The following is a 17,902-nucleotide window of genomic DNA, read 5'->3' on the forward strand; positions in this document are numbered from 1 at the left end:
CCCCCCGCCCCTCGCAAGGATTACGCGGTCTGGATCAGACGGCGAACATCAGCAGCAGCGAGACGAGGAAGGCGAAGATGCCCAAGGCCTCGGCGAAGGCGATACCGATGAAGAGCGTGGCGGTCTGGGCGCCAGCGGCAGACGGGTTGCGCAGGGCGCCGGCGAGGAAGTTGCCGGCCACGTTGCCCACACCGATGGCGGCGGCACCGGAACCGATGGCTGCGAGGCCCGCGCCGATGAACTGGCCCATTTCTGCGACGTTACCTTCCATGGGGTGTCTCCTTACGATTGGAAGATTGGATGTTCTGGGATCCGGTCCGCGTCAGTGATGCGGATGCAGCGCGTCCTTGAGATACACGCAGGTGAGGATCGTGAAGACGTAGGCCTGGATCGCGGCGACCAGCACCTCGAGACCGTAGATCGCGACGACGCCGAAGATGGCGAGCGGCGCAGCCAGGACCAGGGCGGCAAAGCCGGCGAAGACCTTGAGGACGGCGTGACCGGCCATGATGCTACCCGCAAGACGAACCGAGTGGCTGACCGGACGCACGAAGTAAGAGATGACCTCGATCACCGCGAGAATTGGGCGCAGCGCAAGCGGCGCGCTGGATACCCAGAAGAGGCTGAGGAACGCGGTCCCGTTCTTTACGAAGCCGACCACCGTCACCGTGACGAAGACCGCAACCGCCATCACCGCGGTAACCGCGATATGCGACGTCGGCGAGAAGGACGTCGGGATCAGCGCCAGGAAGTTCGAGAACAGGATGAACAGGAACAGCGTGAAGATGTAGGGAAAGAACACAAGGGCGTCCTTGCCGGACACGTCCTCGACCATCTTGTGCACGAAGCCGTAGGCGAGTTCGGCGACCGACTGCCCGCGCGACGGGACGATGGCGCGCCCGCGCGTCGCCACGATCAGCAGAAGCGCGACACAAGCCACGGTCAGCAGCATCCAGAAGGTCGCGTTCGTGATCGTGTACCAGTAGACCGGATCACCGGCATCGCCGAAGAGCGGCTTGACGATGAACTGATCCATCGGATGGAAGCTGAGGCCGCCGCCGTGGTCGGCCTCGGCCGTCACGCCAACGGCATCCACCGCCGCTTCGGTATCGGGAACCTCACCCGCGGTGACGTCGTCGGTGGCGTCGTTTTCCATCGCTCAAGCGTCCTTGTCGTCCGGCGCACGGGCGCCGCTTTTGCCGTCCGGCGCGCCTGCGCCGGGATGTTCCATGGCGGCCCGAAGATCCGCCTGCCCCTGCACCTCCTTGGCGGAGGCAATCATCGTCTTCACCCCGGCCGCGAAGCCGAGAAGGGTGAACACGACCATCAGCCACGGCTGCGTGCCGAAGGCGGCGTCGAGGCCGTACCCGATGCCGAAGCCGATCCCCAGACCTGCGACCAGTTCGATAACCATCCGCCAGGCAAGCTGCGCCTGCGAATAATGCTCTTGCTGGTGGGCCTTCCTTTCCTTCGGCCTCGCGGCGGCGAGGCGCTCGTTGAGCGCGCGCAGCCGTTCGGCATCGGGGTCGGTGGGCATAGGCTCCCCCATGTATCGGGTCGGGGTCTATGGGCGCGCGCGGGAGGAGTCAACGCGACGATAAACGTCACTATATCAAGTGTTTAATCATCCGCAGCTTCCTTACCTACCCATGCGGCACATTCAACCGAACCGTTGAACATTCTTGACGCGCTGTATCCCTGACGGCATCGCGAAGTCATGTCCGCCCCCGATCTCGACGCCGTCTTCGCGGCCTTGGCCGACCCGACAAGGCGCGCGATCCTGTCGATGTTGCTGGAAGACGACATGGCAGTAACGGACGTGGCTGCGCCATTTTCCGTCAGTCTTGCGGCGATCTCCAAGCATCTCGGCGTGCTCGCCCGAGCGGGCCTGATCGCACAAGAGCGGCGCGGCCGCGTGGTCTGGTGCAAGCTGGAGCCCGATGCGCTGCGCGAGGCGTCGATCTGGATGCAGGCCTTTGGGCAATTCGACGGCCTGGACCTCGACAGGCTGGAAGACCTCGTCACCCGGCTGGAGAGCTAACGGGCACCTTCCTGCTGCAACCGAAGCTGGGCGGTCTCTTCGTGGCGATCCGCCTCGCGCTGGTCGATCAAACAGCGACGCACGAAGTCCAGATGCCCCTCGACGGCGGCTTGGGCGCCCTCTGGATCGCGCAGACGCAGCGCGCGCTCGATCTCGCGGTGCTGGTCCAGCAGCGTGTCCCGGGTGGTACGCTGGCGGAACATGACGGCGCGATTGTAGACGACCCCTTCGCGCAGAAGGTCCATCATCGCACGCATGAGATGCAGCATGACGACGTTATGACTGGCCTCGACGATGGCCATGTGGAAATCCGCATCGAGCCGGGCCTCCTCGGCAGCATCGCGGCGGGCATGGGCCGTCTCCATCTTAGCGAATATCTCAGAGACGACCCGCAGATCGGTTTCACTGCCTTGCCGCGCGGCGCGGGACGCGGCCAGACCCTCCATGTCCCGCCGAAATGCGATGTGGTCCAGAAGCGCATCGTCATGATTCTGGAACAGACGGACCAAAGCGGGCGAGAAGACCCCGCCCAGAATGTCCGCGACGTAGATCCCGGCACCTGCCCGGGCCTCCAGCAGGCCTCGTTCGGATAGTTCGGCGATTGCCTCGCGGAGGGACGGTCGGGACACACCCAGACGTTCCGCCAGTTCCCGCTCCGCCGGGAGACGATCGCCGGGCCGAAGGATACCACGCAAGATCAGGTTCTCGACCTGCCGCACGACGGCGGAGGCAAGCTTCTCGGCTTCGATCTTCTTGAACGGCATGTTGGACCCCGCTGGAATTGGTCAGAAGATATGACCACGCACGGGCCGGTTCCAACCGGCTCGGTTGCACAAATCGTTTGATGGCCGGGCTTCTCCCTTCCCCGGACAGACCTATTCCATGGCCTCTGTGATAAAGATCCCGAAAGCGGTGTAGCCGTTGAGCCTGGCGATACGGACCTCGAGCTCCGCAACTTGGCGGTCGAAGTCCCGTGCGATGAGCCGCTGGCCCAGCAATTTCACGCAATGCATCTTCGTCTCGACGCGCCTCCGGCATTTATATCCGCTCCATCGTCGCCAGAGCGCATGGCCGAGGTATTTCGATGCTCGCAAGGCCTCGTTTCGGGCCATGGCTCCGGCAGGGAAGGTCTTTCACGGCTTCGCATTCCTGCGGGCGGGATGACGGCGTGAACGCCACGGTTTGCAATCGCATCGTGGTATTTGCGTGTGTCATGGGCACCGTCGACGGTCACCGAGTCGATCTCTTCGCCAATCGGGATCTGGCCAAGCGGCTCGGGTAGCGCTAGTGCATCACCGATATGGCTCCCGTCCACTGGCTCTTTCGGACCAGTGGCGACTGCCAGTGCACTCTCGGTAGCGCGGATGTCCAAGACATCGGGGGAATACTGTATAGCTTCGGCGCCAGCTTCCTCGGAGCGAAGACAGCAGTACGTTGAAGACCGATGGCCATGAGAAGCACCACGGCGGGCGCGGCACCTCAGAGAAAGTTGTGTTTCAGGACCGCGCCGAAGACCGCGCCCATAGCGTGTCGCCGCCCGAGATCACCCTGCGGTCGTCCCCTCGCGCCAGACCCCGATCATCCGTCGGCAGCGAGCGCTCCAATCGCGACTACTGCCCATCGCTCAGCCAGAACGGATCACCAGACATCGCAAGCCTAGGCTCTGACCCCATTGGTTGGATCCAGGTGTTTCCTGACGGTGTTGGCCAGGAGGCTCGGGATCAGATTGACGCAGAATTCCCGGTCTATCGGCATGGGCGACGTTCCGGCTCCGCAGATTGTCGAAACTCTGACTGGTCGATCCCTGTTGCAGGTCAGATCCCAATTGCAATGATCGGTTCGGCCCGTCGGGAAGGTTCGACATCGATCCGCCTGTCACCGGCCCGGAATGTCGCAAAACCCCGTTGGCCTTCGCTGCGCAGACCGCATAGACGGAGGCCGAACCGGCGCTGCGGGGCGACGACTCTCCTTGGCGGAGATGGCCACCATGCTCAGAGGACCTTGTCGGTTCCGAAAGAAAAGGATCATCCCGTGTCCGAGATATCCGCGACCGCAACAGATGCCGCCCGGCGGGTGCTTCGTCTCGAAGGCGAGGCCGTCCTGTCGCTGTCCGACAACCTACCCGACGACTTTCAAGCGATCGTCGAACTGATCCGTGGGGCCGAGGGCCGCGTGATCGTCTCGGGCGTCGGCAAGTCCGGACATATCGGCCGAAAGATCGCCGCCACCTTGGCGTCGACCGGGACGCCAGCCTACTTCGTCCATGCGACCGAGGCGAGCCATGGCGACCTCGGGATGGTGACGCGGCACGATATTCTGCTGCTCATTTCCAATTCGGGCGAGACGACCGAGTTGCGCGACATGGTCTACCATTCGCAGAGGTTCTCGATCCCACTCATCGGGCTGTCTTCGAATCCCGACAGCACATTGATGCGTGCGGCGGATTACCGGCTGACCCTGCCGCGTCTCCCCGAAGCGTGCTCGATCGGAATGGCCCCCACGACATCGACGACGCTGACGTTGGCGCTCGGCGACGCGCTGGCGGTCGCGTTGATGGAGAGCCGGAGCTTCAAGGCCGAAGATTTCGGCGTCTTTCACCCCGGAGGCAAGCTGGGATCGCAGATGCGGACCGTCGCGGATCTGATGCATCAGGGCGATGAGATCCCGATCCTGACAGGCGACGCTGCAGTGCAGGACGCCTTGCTCGTGATGACGTCGAAGGGCTTCGGGCTCGCGGCTATGGTGGATGCCGAAGGGGTCCTGACCGGTGTGATCTCCGACGGCGACCTGAGGCGGAACATGGACGGGCTGCTCGACCGGAAACCCTTCGAGATCGCGAACCGCACACCGGTCACCGCGCCGCCCGGGATGCTTGCGCCCGAAGCGCTGGCGCTTCTGAACACCTACAAGATCGGTGCCCTGATTGTGGTGGATGACGAGCGGCGGCCGATCGGAGTGCTTCATATTCACGACCTGCTCCGCGCAGGGGTCGCATGATCTGTGCGGGACGGTTGGGACGTGTTGAGGTCAAGAACATCTAGCTCAGGATGATCGGCCGCCTGTCCCGCATATTTCGGCGATATGCCGACGCGAAGCTGCATCTCGAACGGACCTCGAACCAAGCGGGCGATGCCGATCAGGTCGTGCGCGTGACGCTCCGCGAGAACAGGCTGAGGGTCGAAGGCAGCAGCGCGGCCCGCGAGGTGATGCTGTCTCTGGCAGGCATGCAGGATGTCGCTTTCCCGGGACCGGATCGGACCTTCGCGCTCGATCTGCCCTGGGCACCGGGCGACGCCATGATCGCGTTCGACGGACGGCAAAGCCCGTTGCACCATTTCGACGATGCGGAAGTCGCGAAGGCGCGGCAACGGCTTTGGCTCCCCTATCTCGCCGACCTCGTCCGGCTCTCGCCGACGATCCTGAGATGGAAGAGCCACGGCGACATGGGTGCGCGGGAAATCGTGAAGGAGCGTCTCGGACTGGTCCCGACAAGCCATGCCGTCCTTCTCGACCCGACCGTCCTTGTTCCGTCGCCGGATGCCTCGCCTTTCGAGCATGTCACGATCCTCATGCCGGTCTATGGCGCGCTCGCCCTGACGCTGGAGGCGCTCGAGCGCGTCGCCGCGAACACAGATGTTTCGTGGCACCTCATCCTCATCGACGATGCTTCACCCGACCCCGATGTCTTCCCGGCGCTTCGCACATGGGCCAAAGGGCGAGAGCAGGTGACGTTGATACGGAACGCCGAGAACCTCGGCTTCGTCGGGACCGTGAACCGCGGCCTCGCCATCGCGCGCGACCGACGCGACGGGGTGCCGGTCGTCCTGCTGAATTCGGATGCGATGGTCCCGGCGGGCTGGATGACCCGACTCCTGGCGCCTCTGGCGGACGAAACCGTCGCATCGGTGACTCCGCTTTCGAATGACGCGGAAATCTTCACTGTCCCGGTCATCTGCGCACCCGCTGCGCTACCGGATGGAGTTGCCGATGCGCTCGACCGAAGCGCCGCGGATTTGTCCGGTCCGATCGAGGCGCCGACGGGGGTCGGATTCTGCATGGCCCTCGCGCCCGCGTTTCTGCGCAGGGTCCCGGAGTTCGATCCGGCTTTCGGACGGGGCTACGGGGAAGAAACCGACTGGTGTCAGAAAACCCGCGCAATCGGCGGGCGCCATGTCGTCACGCCTTCGCTCTTCGTGGAGCATCGAAGCGGCGCGTCGTTTGGCGCGGCGGCAAAGGCCCGCCTTCTGGAGCGCAATGGCGCGGAGATCAGCCGCCGATACCCGGACTATGACGACGAGGTACAGACATTCCTGCGCGACGATCCGGTGACGACGGCGCGTCTCGCACTGGCTCTGGACTGGGCGGCCGTGACGGTTCCGGAGGCGGTTCCCGTCTACCTCGCCCACGCGATGGGAGGGGGCGCGGAGACGTGGTTGCGCCGCGAGATCGAGGCCGACGGCGTCGCAGTCGTCCTGCGCGTCGGTCAGGGCCATCGCTTCCGTCTGGAGCTTCACACCCCGGTCGGGATCACGCAGGGACTGACGGACGACATTGGGCTGGTTGCCGGGCTCATGTCCCGGCTCGAGAGGCGCAGGATCATCTATTCCTGCGGCGTTGGGGATCGGTCGCCTCGGGACATCCCCGATCTGCTCCTGAGGCTTGCGGCGCAGGGCGACGAGACAGAAGGAGCGCATCCGGTCGAAGTCCTGTTCCACGATTATTTCCCCATCTCGCCGTCCTACACGCTCTTGGATCATCGTGGCGTCTTCAGGGGGGTCCCTGTCACCGGTACGCCCGTGGCCGAGGATCCGGCCCATTGCTTCAAGACACGGGACGGACGGCTGCTTGGCCTTTCCGAATGGCAATCGGCATGGGGCCGGCTGCTCCGTTCAGCCGAGATCACGGTCTTTTCCGAAAGCAGCCGCAGGATCGTGGGAACCGTTTGGCCGGATCTGAAAAGCCGGATCCAGGTCCGGCCTCATGCGGTCGCACCCTTGCCGAGGATCGAGGTTTCCGGCGGTCGGCGGCCTGTGATCGGCGTGCTGGGAAATATCGGCCGGCACAAGGGCGCCGACATCGTAGTCGAGTTGGCGAGACGGCTTGCCCAGAAAGGCGCGGGGCTGGTGGTCCTGGGCGAATTCGATCCGGGTCTCGCGCTCCCGAAACCGGCCCGGTGCCACGGCAGCTACCGGCCGGGCGACGTGGCGGGCCTGGTGTCACGCTACGGGATAACCCATTGGGCCATCCCCTCCATCTGGCCCGAGACGTTTTCTTTCACCACGCATGAGGCCCTGTCCACCGGGATGCCGGTCCTGGCCTTCGCACTTGGCGCTCAGGGTGACGCCGTGGAAACGGCACCGAACGGGATTGCCCTGCCGTTCGATGGCGACCCCGCGACCGATGCGCAGACTCTCCTCGCTGCCGTCCTTGCCCAAGGTGACGCGGTATGACCGCCGATCCCCCACGCATGATCCTCCATCTCGGCGCCCCGAAATGCGGAAGTTCGGCACTGCAGACGGCGCTGTCGAGACACCCTGTCCTGACCGATACGGATGGTCGGCGCTACGAATACAGCGCGCTTCTCAGGGGCGAACACCTCATAGCGGGGCGACCGATCGCGTCGGCAGCCGGGACTTCGCCTTACGGCTATCTCTCGTGGCCGAATTTCAAGGCCGGGGACATGTCATCGCCCGTCTTCCCCGCTTTCGAGAAGGCGCTCGATCGGGCCACGCGCATCGGACGCATCCCGATCCTGTCCTCCGAAGGATGGCTGGTCCGCCACAATGCATTCGGAAAGGTCCTGGCAAAGCTGGGACATCCGCGCATCGACGTCGTCGCGTTCCTGCGGCCCCCTGCCGATTGGGCGAATGCCGCCTTCTGGCAATGGGGCGTCTGGACAGCCGGGACGATGGATCGCTGGCTGGCCCATGGACGGCTGCCATTCACGTTTGGAACCGATCTGGAGCGCTGGTCCGCCATCCCGGGTGTCCGAATTCGGTTCGGGCGGTCACAACCTGACGTCGTCGCTCGATTTGCCGGTCTTTACGGCCTCGACCTCTCGACCGGTATCGACAGCAATCGGTCCGTGCCCGCTGCCTTGATCGAGATTCTTCTTCGAAACCGGCACCTGCGGCCGTCGGGGCACGGGCCGGTCGTCGACTTCGCCTTCGGTCGCTGGTGCCCGCCCGCACAAGGCGAACGACCCTGGGCCATCGAGCCTCGGCACGGTGAGAGACTCCGACATGTCCTGGAACGGGAGAGGGCGGCGCTGCTCCGCATCGGGAGCGAGGATGAAAAGGCAGATCTGCTGGCCGATCCGAGTTGGACAGAAACCTCCCCATCTCTCCGGACACCATTCATCCCCGGCGTGGACCGATGCTCTCCAGAGGCGTTTCGCACTTTGTGCCACTCTCTCGATGCCGGCCTCTCGGCAGCCGCAAGGGCGGCACGCAAACGTCTGCCTCCGCTTCCACCCGCACCAACGCACGCGCGAGCGACAGGATCGGAATGGGACGAGGCCATCGTCGCGCGGCTCGACACTCTCACGGAACTCGATGCGTTGATCCGGCGCCCGAGCGTCTGGACGCGCGCGCGGCTCGCCCACGCGATCTGGGATCACAGGCGGTCGAGCAGGTCGCGGTAATTGCGGCGCAGCAGCACGAGCCCGAAAGCGAGCGGGATCAGCGAGAAAACCAGTACATAGGTCACCGAAACGTAGGCGGCGTCGTAGTTCGGATAGAACCCGCGGCGGACCAGCCCAATCACGTGGATCAGAGGGTTCCACCAGAGCCAGCTTTTGAAGGGTTCGGGAATGCCGTCGTAAAGAATGAAGACGCCGGATATGATAAACAGCGGCCGTGTCAGGATCGCCCAGGCATGGCCATAGATGTCGAACCGGGTAGTGAAGTAGCAGTTCAGCGTTCCGACACCGATCGCCAGAAGGACGGCCAGCGCATAGCCTTGCAGGACGATCGCGAGGTTGAGGCTGGTGAGCGTGTCGAACAGAAGCAGCGACATCGAAAGCAGCAGATAGCTGACCATGAGTTGCGTCGTCACGGTCAGCAGGGTCCGCGCGATCACCGCGTCCGCGAAGGTCACGGTCGGGTAGGCGAGCAGTTGCTTCGAGTAACGCAGGCAGGAGCCGATCTTGTTGGTCGTCGAGTTGAAGAGCAGGAACGGCAGCATTCCGGTCGCGTAGAAGATGGGAAAACTTATCCCGAGGGGGGGCGACCGGAACGCGGCGCTGAAGATGAACGTCAACAGCGCGATCCCCGCCACCGGTTCCAGAATTGCCCAGAGATATCCGCCTGGGGATCGGCCGTAGGACGCGGACATCTCTCGCAGGATCAGCGCGAAGATCGCGCGCGCGCTCGGAAACCGCCGCTTGGCGGGTGCGCGGGCGACGCTGTGCGGCAGCCGCGGTGGGCGAGGCAGGGATGGCGCGCGCGGCGGTCTCCCAGAAAGCGGAGGAAGGACGTCGTCTTTCACGTGCCTCGTCTAGCAGACTTGTGCCGGCCCGAAAGCGCAGAATATATACCCACTTGCTCTCTTGGCAGGCGGGGTGCGCAGTGAACGCTCCAACACCGAAGGTCGGAAAGACCAGTCCCGCCTTGCGGAAGGGGCCGTCCGCGGCTTTCGCGGTGGACATCAGCGATGTGCCCCCGCCGGTCGGCGCAAGCCGCCTGCGGTTTCGCCACGTCGCTCTGATCGCGAGTTTCCTCTCGCTCGTCCTTGTGCCGGTCGCAGTGGCCGCCTGGTATCTCTGGGCGGTTGCGGCGGATCAGTACGCGTCGCGCGTCGGATTCTCCGTCCGGCAAGAGGATAGCGGATCCGCGCTCGATCTGCTCGGTGGGCTCTCCAGCCTGTCCGGGTCCTCGTCTTCGACGGACACGGATATTCTCTACGAATTCATCCAGAGCCAACGGCTCGTCGCCGATCTGGACGCGGAACTGGATCTGCGGGCGATGTGGTCCAAGCCCGACTCCGATCCCGTCTTCGCCTTGCCAGCGGAAGGTCCGATCGAGGAACTGGTGGATTATTGGGGGCGCATGGTAACCTCCGCCTATGGCACCGGGCCGGGCTTGCTCGAGATCGAGGTCCGGGCCTTTACCCCGGAAGATGCGTTCGTCATCACCAACGCGCTCTTCGAGCGGTCCTCGCAGATCGTGAACGACATCAGTGCGATCGCGCGGGACGACTCGATCCGCTACGCGCGAGACGATCTGACCGAGGCCGAAGAACGGCTCCGTACTGCGCGCGAGCAACTGACCTTGTTCCGGAACCGCAATCAGTTGGTCAATCCGGAACTGGATCTGCAAAGCCAGGCCGGTCTGCTGAGCAATCTTCAGCAACAACAGGCGACGGCTCTGATCGAGATCGATCTCTTGGCAGATCAGACGAGTTCGGGTGATCCGCGGCTTGAACAGGCTCGCCGCAGGCTCGAGGTGATCGAGCGCCGGATCGAAGCAGAACGCCAGAAGCTGGGCTTCGGAGGCGAGAGTGCCGGAGGCCGCGCCTTCGCCGATCTCGTCGGGGAATACGAGCGCCTCGCGGTGGACCGGGAGTTCGCAGAGACAGCCTATACGTCAGCCCTCGCCGCCTATGACGGCGCCTTGGCCGAGGCGCGGCGCCAGACACGATATCTCGCCGCCTATACGTTGCCGACGCTTGCCGAGACGCCGGAATATCCACGGCGCGTTCTGCTGCTGGCGATGATTGCGGGATTTCTGTTCCTGGCGTGGTCGATCCTCGTGCTGATCATCTATTCCCTTCGTGACCGTCGCTAGCGCGGCCGGCGATGATCGAATTCCGGAGCGTCTCCAAGACTTTCGACCTGGACGGGGGCGGGAAGCCTGTTCTGTCGAACGTGACCGCCAGGTTCCCCGCCGGCAGTGTCGTCGGTCTGCTCGGCCGGAATGGGACCGGAAAATCCACCGTTTTGAAGATGATCGCCGGGACGATGTTGCCCACGACCGGCGAGATCGTGACAAGCGGTGCCGTCTCTTGGCCTGTCGGGTTCGCGGGGTCGTTTCACCCGGATCTGACAGGGTTGCAGAACGCGCGGTTCATCGCCCGGATCTACGGCGTGGATACCGACGAGCTCTGTGACTTCGTCGAGGATTTCGCCGGCCTTGGGCAGCATTTCCGGTTCCCGCTTCGGACGTACTCTTCGGGCATGAAGTCGCGTCTGGCGTTCGGCGTTTCCATGGGCATCGGCTTCGAGATCTACCTGATCGACGAGATCACGGCCGTCGGCGACGCGGCGTTTCGTGAGAACAGCATGCGCTACTTGCGAGAGCGCTTGGAAAACGCCGGAGCGGTCATGGTCACCCACTCCATGCCCGAGGTCCGCCGGATCTGCACGTCCGTCGCAGTCCTGGAGCGAGGACGGATGCGGTATTTCGACGATGTCGACGAGGGGATCGCCTATCACCAGCAGGCGATGAAGCAGGATGCCTGAAGGTCAAACCCGTCCGAGGAGTGCGGCAAGTCCGAAGGCCACATCGCTGAGCTTGCTCTGACGACGTAGGCCCAGGGCGCGCAGGGCTTTCAGCCGTGCGGCGCCGTTCCGGGCCTCGATCCCGTTGAGAGCCTCCAACAGGGTCCTGTTCTCGGGTGTCAGCAGGTGGGCCACAGTCCCCAATGCGCGGCGGTTCGCCTCGACCCAGCCTGCATATTCGCCCGAAAGCGCACGCCGAGCCCGGTTCACGGATGCCCGCAGCCCATTTGGGGCGCCCATCGCATTGGTATGGTGCTGCCGGTAGAGCGCGACGGTGGCGGGGTCGTGGATCACTTCGCCCCCTGCGCCCGAAACAAGAAGATAGAGCCACCAATCGTGGTGGGGGACATCCGGCAGAGGGCCCGCACGGCGCACGAGGTCTAACGCGGCTGGCGACAGGATCGCGGTGTAGCCGGGCACGATGTTCTGGGTCAGGGCGTTCGCGAAGGAAGGCGGGGCCGGAATTTGCCGCGTGCTTCCGATCTGCCGCAAGTCTCGATCCGTCAGGATTGCCCGCGCCCCGTACAGAGAGAGCGGACCTCCCCTCTCCAAAGCGGTAAGCCCCCGGGACAGTTTGTCGGCCAGCCAGACATCGTCCTGATCCGAAAGCGCGGCAGGTCGGTCGGTCGGCAAGTCTGGATGGCACATGAGGTGAAGGAAGTTCGCAGCCGCCGTCCCCAGCCGGGGTCCGTCGACAAGGCGAACGGTTCGGCGGCCGGCCTGCGCCTCGGAAAAGTTCGCCACGATCTTGCGGGTCTCGTCGGTCGAGCCGTCATCGGAAACCCAGAGATCCCAGGCCGCGTGATCCTGTGCTTCGAGCGACGCGAGTTGTGCGGCGAGATGGGCGGCCCCGTTTCGCGTCGCCATCAGGATCGTCACGCGGGGAGTGGGCGGCATGTCCTGAAACGACCTCGGCGCTTTCGGGCGGGGTGAGCGTCCTCCCGGATCGGTTCGGTCTTTAGCGTTATTGTTTGCAATCGACCAGCTTTCGCCGGCAGAGCGGCGAGCTGGCTCCATTTCGCGCCCTCACTCCTGCCCCCGTCAATTCAGGCGGGGCCAGCATGTCTTCTCTTACGCACAGCCATACGATCGACCAGGGGGCGGGTGACGAGGCGATCCTCACCACGGAACTCGCCACCATCAGGACAGGTGGAGGCCTGCGTCTGGTCCAGGCAGGTCCCGACGGAGTCACCCTTCGCGACGCGAATGGCCGATTTCTCGAGCGGATCGAGCTTGACGGATCCAGCGGGTTCGACGCCCCTAGGGGCATCACGGTCACCGAGGTAGATGGAAGACCGACCCTTCTGATCCACGGCCGCCACGACGGCAAGGTCGCGGTCATCGAACTCACCGATGAAGGTCGTTTCGGTGATCAGGATACGTGGAGGATGAAGGGCGATCCGGGGGCGAGTTCGGTCCTCGAGTTCGTGCCCCTCGGGAACGACCGCTTCGTGACCTCTTCGCGGACGGATGGCGGTTTAAACGTCTGGGAGCGGGACGGAACGACCCTTCGCGCGCTTGAGCAGGGCCCGCAGCTCGACAGTTTCCTCGGCAACGATGTGCATGACATCGAACCGGTGACGCTGAACGGGCGTCCCCACATCGTCGTGACATCCGCCTTTTCGGATTCCGTCACTCTGCTGCAAGTCCGGGGCGACGGTTCTCTGACGGAAGTCTCGCGGATCGATCCCCGGGGCGGCCTTGCCCTGAACACACCTACCGAGCTCGAAGTCGTCGATCTTGGCGGACAGCCTCATGTGATCGTGGGCGCTCCGAATTCCGGGCATATCGCCGTTCTGCGGATCGAGGAAAACGGCGCTTTCGTCCCGACAGATATCGTCGCCGATGACAAGGCGACCCGTTTCGACGCCATGGGCGGTCTTGAGGTCGTGAAGACCGGCGGTCGTATCTGGGTGGCTGCCGCCGGTGGAGACGACGGCATGACCCTGCTGGAGCTCCTGCCGACCGGCCGACTCCGCCACGAATCCACGATCGAGCACGGGCTGACAGATGCGCTGGCCGATCCGACCGCCTTCGCCATGCTCGCGCGGAACGGCGGCCTTGAATTCCATGTCGCGGGAGAGCGCGCTGGGACCGACGGCGCCTTTGGCCTGACGCATCTGAGGGCGGAACCCGGGGTTGGCCAGTTCATCGAACTCGCCAATCGGGGTGATGAGGCAAGGGGCGGCGCCGGCGACGATATCCTGATCGACGGCAACGGAAAGGATACCATCTACGGCGGCGCCGGCGCGGACCTCTTCATTATCGGGCGGGACGGAAACCTGGACCGGATCGAGGATTTCGAGCCCGGCGTGGATCGCCTCGATCTGTCGGCGATGGGAAACTTCTACGATATCTCCGATGTCCAGATCGACCGGAAATCCAACGGCGCAATGATCTATATCGATGGTGAGGCCCTGCGGATCTACTCAAGTCACCGCGGCATGCTCACCCCGGATGACTTCGACATTCAGGATCTGCGCGGGCTCGACCATGTGCAACTCCTCGACCCGGACCCAATTGACTACGCCCTTTCCGGAGGGGCGGGCGACGACGTGTTGGTCGGAGAGGAAGGGAATGACGAGCTTTCCGGCGGCAAGGGTGCGGATACCCTGCGCGGTGGCGAGGGAAATGACAGACTGATCGGCGATGCCGAGGATCTGGATTTCGATCCGGTCGCATCGACCGTCTACCGGCTCTATCAGGCCACGCTCGATCGAGAGCCCGATGTCCGTGGCCTGAACAGGTGGGTCGACGAATTGGTCGAAGGGACATCGACCCTCCGCGAGGTTGCCGCAGGCTTTACCGGGTCGCCGGAATTCATGCGCGATTACGGCGATGCCACGAATTCAGAGTTCGTGACGCTTCTCTATTCAAACGTGCTGGGTCGTGCGCCGGATGCTGCGGGCCTTGCAAACTGGACCCAGCGCCTGAGCAGCGGACAGATGGATCGGGCGCAGGTCGTTGTCGGGTTCAGCGAAAGCGCGGAGTTCAAGTCGGGAACGGCCAATGACGCCGCACGCTTCGGAACGGGCCCTCTCTCCCAATCGTTCTCGGACGACATCTTTCGTGTCTATCAGGCCGTTCTCGGCCGTGAACCGGATGAAAAGGGGTTCGATGCATGGCGCGGCCGCTTGGCGGATGGGATGCCCTTCATCGACGTGGTCGGCGGCTTCACGAAGAGCGCGGAGTTCGAGAAGGTCTATGGCCCGACGAACGACAGGAAATTCGTCACCCTTCTCTACAACAACGTTCTCGACCGCGATCCCGATGCCAAGGGTCTGGCCGCGTGGACTGAGCGGCTTGAGAGCGGAATGTCTCGCGAGACCGTCGTTCAGGGCTTCGTTCAAAGCCCCGAGTTCATCGCGTCTTCCAAGAAAACGCTGATCGAATGGATTCGTGCGGAAGGGGTCGATGATGTGCTGAAGGGTGGCGAAGGCGACGACATCCTCATCGGCGGCGACGGTGCGGATCAGTTCATCTTCGACGCCACAGACGATGGACGAGATGTCGTGATCGATCTTGAACCCTGGGATTACCTGCATTTCGAAGGATTCGGATACGATCGGGCGGCGGATGTCCGCGCGCGCTTTTCTCAGGTCGGCGAAGATGTGCACTTCAGCCATCGTGGCGTCGAGGTGGAGTTTCTTTCGACGAAAATCGCTGAAATCTCCAACTCAATGCTGACATTCTGAACCATTTTGGCAGGCCGCGTCCACGGTCTGGTCAAGATTTGCGTGTGGTGTCGGCCTGAGCTTGGAGAGGCGTGAACTCATGTCGACGACACATACACCGACCGACTTCGAACAGATGATGCTCGAGCTTGTGAACCGAGCGCGTCGTGATCCCGAGGGAGAGATCGTCGACGCGGTCGGGCCTGGCGTTCAGTCGAATGTCGCAAGCGCGATGCGATACTTCGGGGTCGATGTCAGGGCCTATGAACAACAGCTCAGCGCCCTGGATCCGGTTGCGCCTCTTGCGTGGAACGGCAAGCTTGCCGATGCTGCGGCCGGGCACACGGCACGCCTGGTCGAGGAAGAAGCGCAGACCCATCAGTTCCCGGACGGCCCTTCGATGGGAGAGCGGATCCGCGATGCCGGATATCGGTACAACGCGGCGGCGGAGAATGTGTATTCCCATACCGACGATCCGGTTCAGGGCCATGCGGGCTTCTTCATCGACTGGGGCTTCGACTCAGGAGAAACCGAATTCACTCCAAACTTCGAGTCCATGGGGGACGGCATCCAAGATCCGGCTGGCCACCGAAACAACATCATGTCGACGCGCTACACCGAAATCGGGATCGCCGCGCAGGAGACGGGTCCGGATTTGAAAGTCGGCCCATGGGTCGTGACGCAGAACTTCGGCAACCGCTTTGATTACGAAGCCCAGCTTGTCGGCGTTGTCATCGACGATCTGGATGGCGACGACTTCTACGATATCGGCGAGGGCCTTGACGGTATCACCGTCACGGCGACCGGATCCGCCGGGACATTCACGACGACCACCTGGGATAGCGGCGGATATCAAATGGTTCTGCCCCGCGGGGACTATACCGTGACGTTCACCGGCGCGGAGATTGACGGCTCGATTACTGCATCCGCAACGATCGCCGACGAGAACGTGAAGGTCGATGCGATCGCCGACGAAGCTGCGCCACCGATAGAATCGGTGGTCCGGGGTTCGGAGGGAGACGACCGTCTTCTCGCGGATGAGGGTGCCGAGCTTCAGATCGTGGTCGGTGGTGGCGGGTCGGACGAGATCACCGACGCCGACGGCGATCACCTTCTTGTTGGTGATGCGCTTGCTGCCGGCTATTTCGACGTCGCTGATGACGTCTACCGCATGTACCGCGCGACGTTCGATCGGGATCCGGACGCCGCCGGCTTCGCCGCGTGGAGCGAGCGGCTGCTTCTGGGTCTCTCGGATGCGGAACTCGCGGAGGCGTTCATCGGCGCACCCGAGTTCCGGGCGGTCTACGGATCACTCGGGGATCAAGCCTTTATCGAACAGCTCTACCTCAATGTCCTCGGGCGGGCCGCCGACGAGACCGGGCTCGCGAACTGGGTCGCGCGATTGCAATCGGGCATGGACCGGGCGGACGTGCTTGTCGGGTTCAGCAACAGCCCCGAATTCGTCTCGAACACTGCGGGGGCGGCTCGGACCTATGCGATCGAAAGCGATGCGGCAGCGTGGACGGACGACGTCTATCGTCTCTACCGCGCAACCCTCGATCGCGATCCCGACGCAAAGGGCCTCGCGAACTGGTCCGGACGTTTGGCCGGCGGGACGGAGTATCTGGACGTCGCGACCGGCTTCATCGCGAGCCCGGAATTCCAGGCCACCTACGGATCGCTTTCGAACCGCGAGTTTGTCAGCCAACTCTATCGGAACGTCCTCGACCGCGAAGGCGATGCGACCGGTTTGGCCAATTGGACTGCGCGGCTCGACAGCGGTGCCGACCGGGCGGAGATCGTTCGTGGATTTGCCCAAAGCGCCGAGTTTGTCGCCGGAACGCGAGACGATGCAATCGCCTATATCCGAAGCCTGGGGACGGACGACACGATCCGCGCGGGGTCCGGCGACGATGTGATGCTCGGCGGCGCGCTATCGGATGTCTTTGAGTTCGGCGAAAACGCAAGTGGGACGGTGCGCGTCCTCGATTTCGAGGCGTGGGACAGCATCGATCTGTCCGGACACGGATTCGCCGACGAGACCTCTGCGAGGCGGGCCTTCGAGCAGATCGGAGAAGATGCCGTTCTTGAGCTTAATGATCTGACAGTGACGCTGATCGGGGTCCGAGCGGCGGATCTGGCCGATGATCAGATCCTGCTTGCCTGAGGCAGATGCCGCGGGGCGAAGCAATCGTCGCGTGCCGCGATCTTTACGGCCCCTGACCTGCTCCCCTGAAACGTCCTCGATTTGAGGTTAGGCTGTTCTCCAACTGAGGAGACAGGAGATGAAGAGAAGCCGTTTCAGCGAAGCGCAGATCATTGGCATCCTGAAGGAGCATGCAGCGGGCATGAGCACGCCGGACCTGTGCCGCAAGCATGGGATCAGCGATGCGACCTTCTACAACGGGCGCCGCAAGTACGGCGGCATGGAGGTCGCCGATGCGAAGCGGCTGAAGGCACTGGAAGCTGAGAATGCGAAGCTGAAGAAGATGCTGGCCGAGCAGATGATGGATGTGGCCACGCTGAAAGAGATGCCTGGAAAAAACTTCTGAGGCCCGGTTCGAGGAGGAATGCCGTGGACTGGGCCATGACGGAGAAGAGCTGCTCACAGCGGCGGGCCTGTGCCCTGGCCGGCATAGATCCGCGTGTCTGTCGGCGCAGATCCAAGCGTCCGGCCGACACCGAGCT

The 17,902-nt window shown here is 63.6% G+C and carries 14 protein-coding genes and 2 pseudogenes; 9 read left to right on the forward strand and 7 right to left on the reverse strand.

Translation table 11 applies throughout. The annotated features are described in order from the left end of the window. Window positions 1-34: 34 nt before the first annotated feature. From jaqu_RS13385 to jaqu_RS13395, 3 genes are all read right to left on the reverse strand, one after another. Window positions 35-271: a F0F1 ATP synthase subunit C gene (locus jaqu_RS13385; RefSeq protein ID WP_043919493.1), complete on the reverse strand. Its 237-nt coding sequence runs from the start codon at window positions 269-271 to the stop codon at window positions 35-37. Window positions 272-322: 51 nt separating this feature from the next. Then, window positions 323-1,036 carry a F0F1 ATP synthase subunit A gene (locus jaqu_RS13390; protein WP_043919518.1) on the reverse strand — a complete coding sequence of 238 codons (714 nt, stop codon included), beginning with the start codon at window positions 1,034-1,036 and terminating at the stop codon, window positions 323-325. A 123-nt stretch (window positions 1,037-1,159) separates the two neighbouring features. After that, window positions 1,160-1,537 carry an AtpZ/AtpI family protein gene (locus jaqu_RS13395; RefSeq protein WP_043919494.1) on the reverse strand — a complete coding sequence of 126 codons (378 nt, stop codon included), beginning with the start codon at window positions 1,535-1,537 and terminating at the stop codon, window positions 1,160-1,162. A gap of 180 nt (window positions 1,538-1,717) precedes the next feature. Between jaqu_RS13395 and jaqu_RS13400 the strand changes: the two genes are divergently transcribed. Continuing rightward, the gene (locus tag jaqu_RS13400) at window positions 1,718-2,041 is read left to right on the forward strand and encodes an ArsR/SmtB family transcription factor (RefSeq protein ID WP_043919495.1); all 324 of its coding nucleotides are present in this window, start codon (window positions 1,718-1,720) and stop codon (window positions 2,039-2,041) included. Here the strand turns inward: jaqu_RS13400 and jaqu_RS13405 are convergent. Both jaqu_RS13405 and jaqu_RS21140 read right to left on the reverse strand, forming a co-directional pair. Next, on the reverse strand, window positions 2,038-2,805 hold the full coding sequence (locus jaqu_RS13405; protein WP_043919496.1) for an FCD domain-containing protein: 768 nt from the start codon (window positions 2,803-2,805) through the stop codon (window positions 2,038-2,040). The two genes, jaqu_RS13400 and jaqu_RS13405, sit on opposite strands and share 4 nt — an antisense overlap. A 111-nt stretch (window positions 2,806-2,916) precedes the next feature. Continuing rightward, window positions 2,917-3,356, reverse strand: a pseudogene (locus tag jaqu_RS21140) (transposase); the annotation flags it as partial. Window positions 3,357-4,072: 716 nt separating this feature from the next. On the opposite strand from jaqu_RS21140, the gene jaqu_RS13415 reads away from it, so the two are divergent. Genes jaqu_RS13415 through jaqu_RS13425 form a run of 3 tightly spaced genes read left to right on the forward strand, consistent with a single transcriptional unit; the run spans window position 4,073 to window position 8,684 of the window. Next, window positions 4,073-5,038: a KpsF/GutQ family sugar-phosphate isomerase gene (locus jaqu_RS13415; RefSeq protein WP_043919498.1), complete on the forward strand. Its 966-nt coding sequence runs from the start codon at window positions 4,073-4,075 to the stop codon at window positions 5,036-5,038. 50 nt (window positions 5,039-5,088) lie between these two features. Continuing rightward, on the forward strand, window positions 5,089-7,491 hold the full coding sequence (locus jaqu_RS13420) for a glycosyltransferase (RefSeq protein WP_052500968.1): 2,403 nt from the start codon (window positions 5,089-5,091) through the stop codon (window positions 7,489-7,491). Window positions 7,492-7,508: 17 nt separating this feature from the next. Continuing rightward, complete coding sequence (locus jaqu_RS13425; RefSeq protein ID WP_161793871.1) at window positions 7,509-8,684, forward strand: hypothetical protein; 1,176 nt, start codon at window positions 7,509-7,511, stop codon at window positions 8,682-8,684. Here jaqu_RS13425 and jaqu_RS13430 read toward each other — a convergent pair. Continuing rightward, the gene (locus jaqu_RS13430) at window positions 8,657-9,529 is read right to left on the reverse strand and encodes an ABC transporter permease (protein ID WP_236687856.1); all 873 of its coding nucleotides are present in this window, start codon (window positions 9,527-9,529) and stop codon (window positions 8,657-8,659) included. The two genes, jaqu_RS13425 and jaqu_RS13430, sit on opposite strands and share 28 nt — an antisense overlap. 80 nt (window positions 9,530-9,609) lie before the next feature. On the opposite strand from jaqu_RS13430, the gene jaqu_RS13435 reads away from it, so the two are divergent. Then, entirely contained in the window at window positions 9,610-10,827 is a 1,218-nt protein-coding gene (locus jaqu_RS13435; protein ID WP_236687857.1) for a hypothetical protein, read from the forward strand. Window positions 10,828-10,838: 11 nt separating this feature from the next. Then, complete coding sequence (locus tag jaqu_RS13440; RefSeq protein WP_043919500.1) at window positions 10,839-11,501, forward strand: ABC transporter ATP-binding protein; 663 nt, start codon at window positions 10,839-10,841, stop codon at window positions 11,499-11,501. 3 nt (window positions 11,502-11,504) lie between these two features. On the opposite strand, the gene jaqu_RS13445 is transcribed toward jaqu_RS13440, so the two are convergent. After that, entirely contained in the window at window positions 11,505-12,437 is a 933-nt protein-coding gene (locus jaqu_RS13445) for a glycosyltransferase (protein WP_043919501.1), read from the reverse strand. Window positions 12,438-12,601: 164 nt separating this feature from the next. On the opposite strand from jaqu_RS13445, the gene jaqu_RS22310 reads away from it, so the two are divergent. From jaqu_RS22310 to jaqu_RS13460, 3 genes and pseudogenes are all read left to right on the forward strand, one after another. Beyond that, window positions 12,602-15,235, forward strand: a complete 2,634-nt coding sequence (locus jaqu_RS22310; RefSeq protein ID WP_043919502.1) for a DUF4214 domain-containing protein — start codon at window positions 12,602-12,604, stop codon at window positions 15,233-15,235. 79 nt (window positions 15,236-15,314) lie between these two features. Then, window positions 15,315-17,381, forward strand: a complete 2,067-nt coding sequence (locus jaqu_RS13455; RefSeq protein ID WP_043919503.1) for a DUF4214 domain-containing protein — start codon at window positions 15,315-15,317, stop codon at window positions 17,379-17,381. A 118-nt stretch (window positions 17,382-17,499) separates the two neighbouring features. Then, window positions 17,500-17,902 (forward strand): annotated as a pseudogene (locus jaqu_RS13460) (transposase); the annotation flags it as partial.

The organism is Jannaschia aquimarina (genome assembly GCF_000877395.1).
In the GTDB taxonomy this organism is placed as follows: Bacteria; Pseudomonadota; Alphaproteobacteria; order Rhodobacterales; family Rhodobacteraceae; genus Jannaschia; species Jannaschia aquimarina.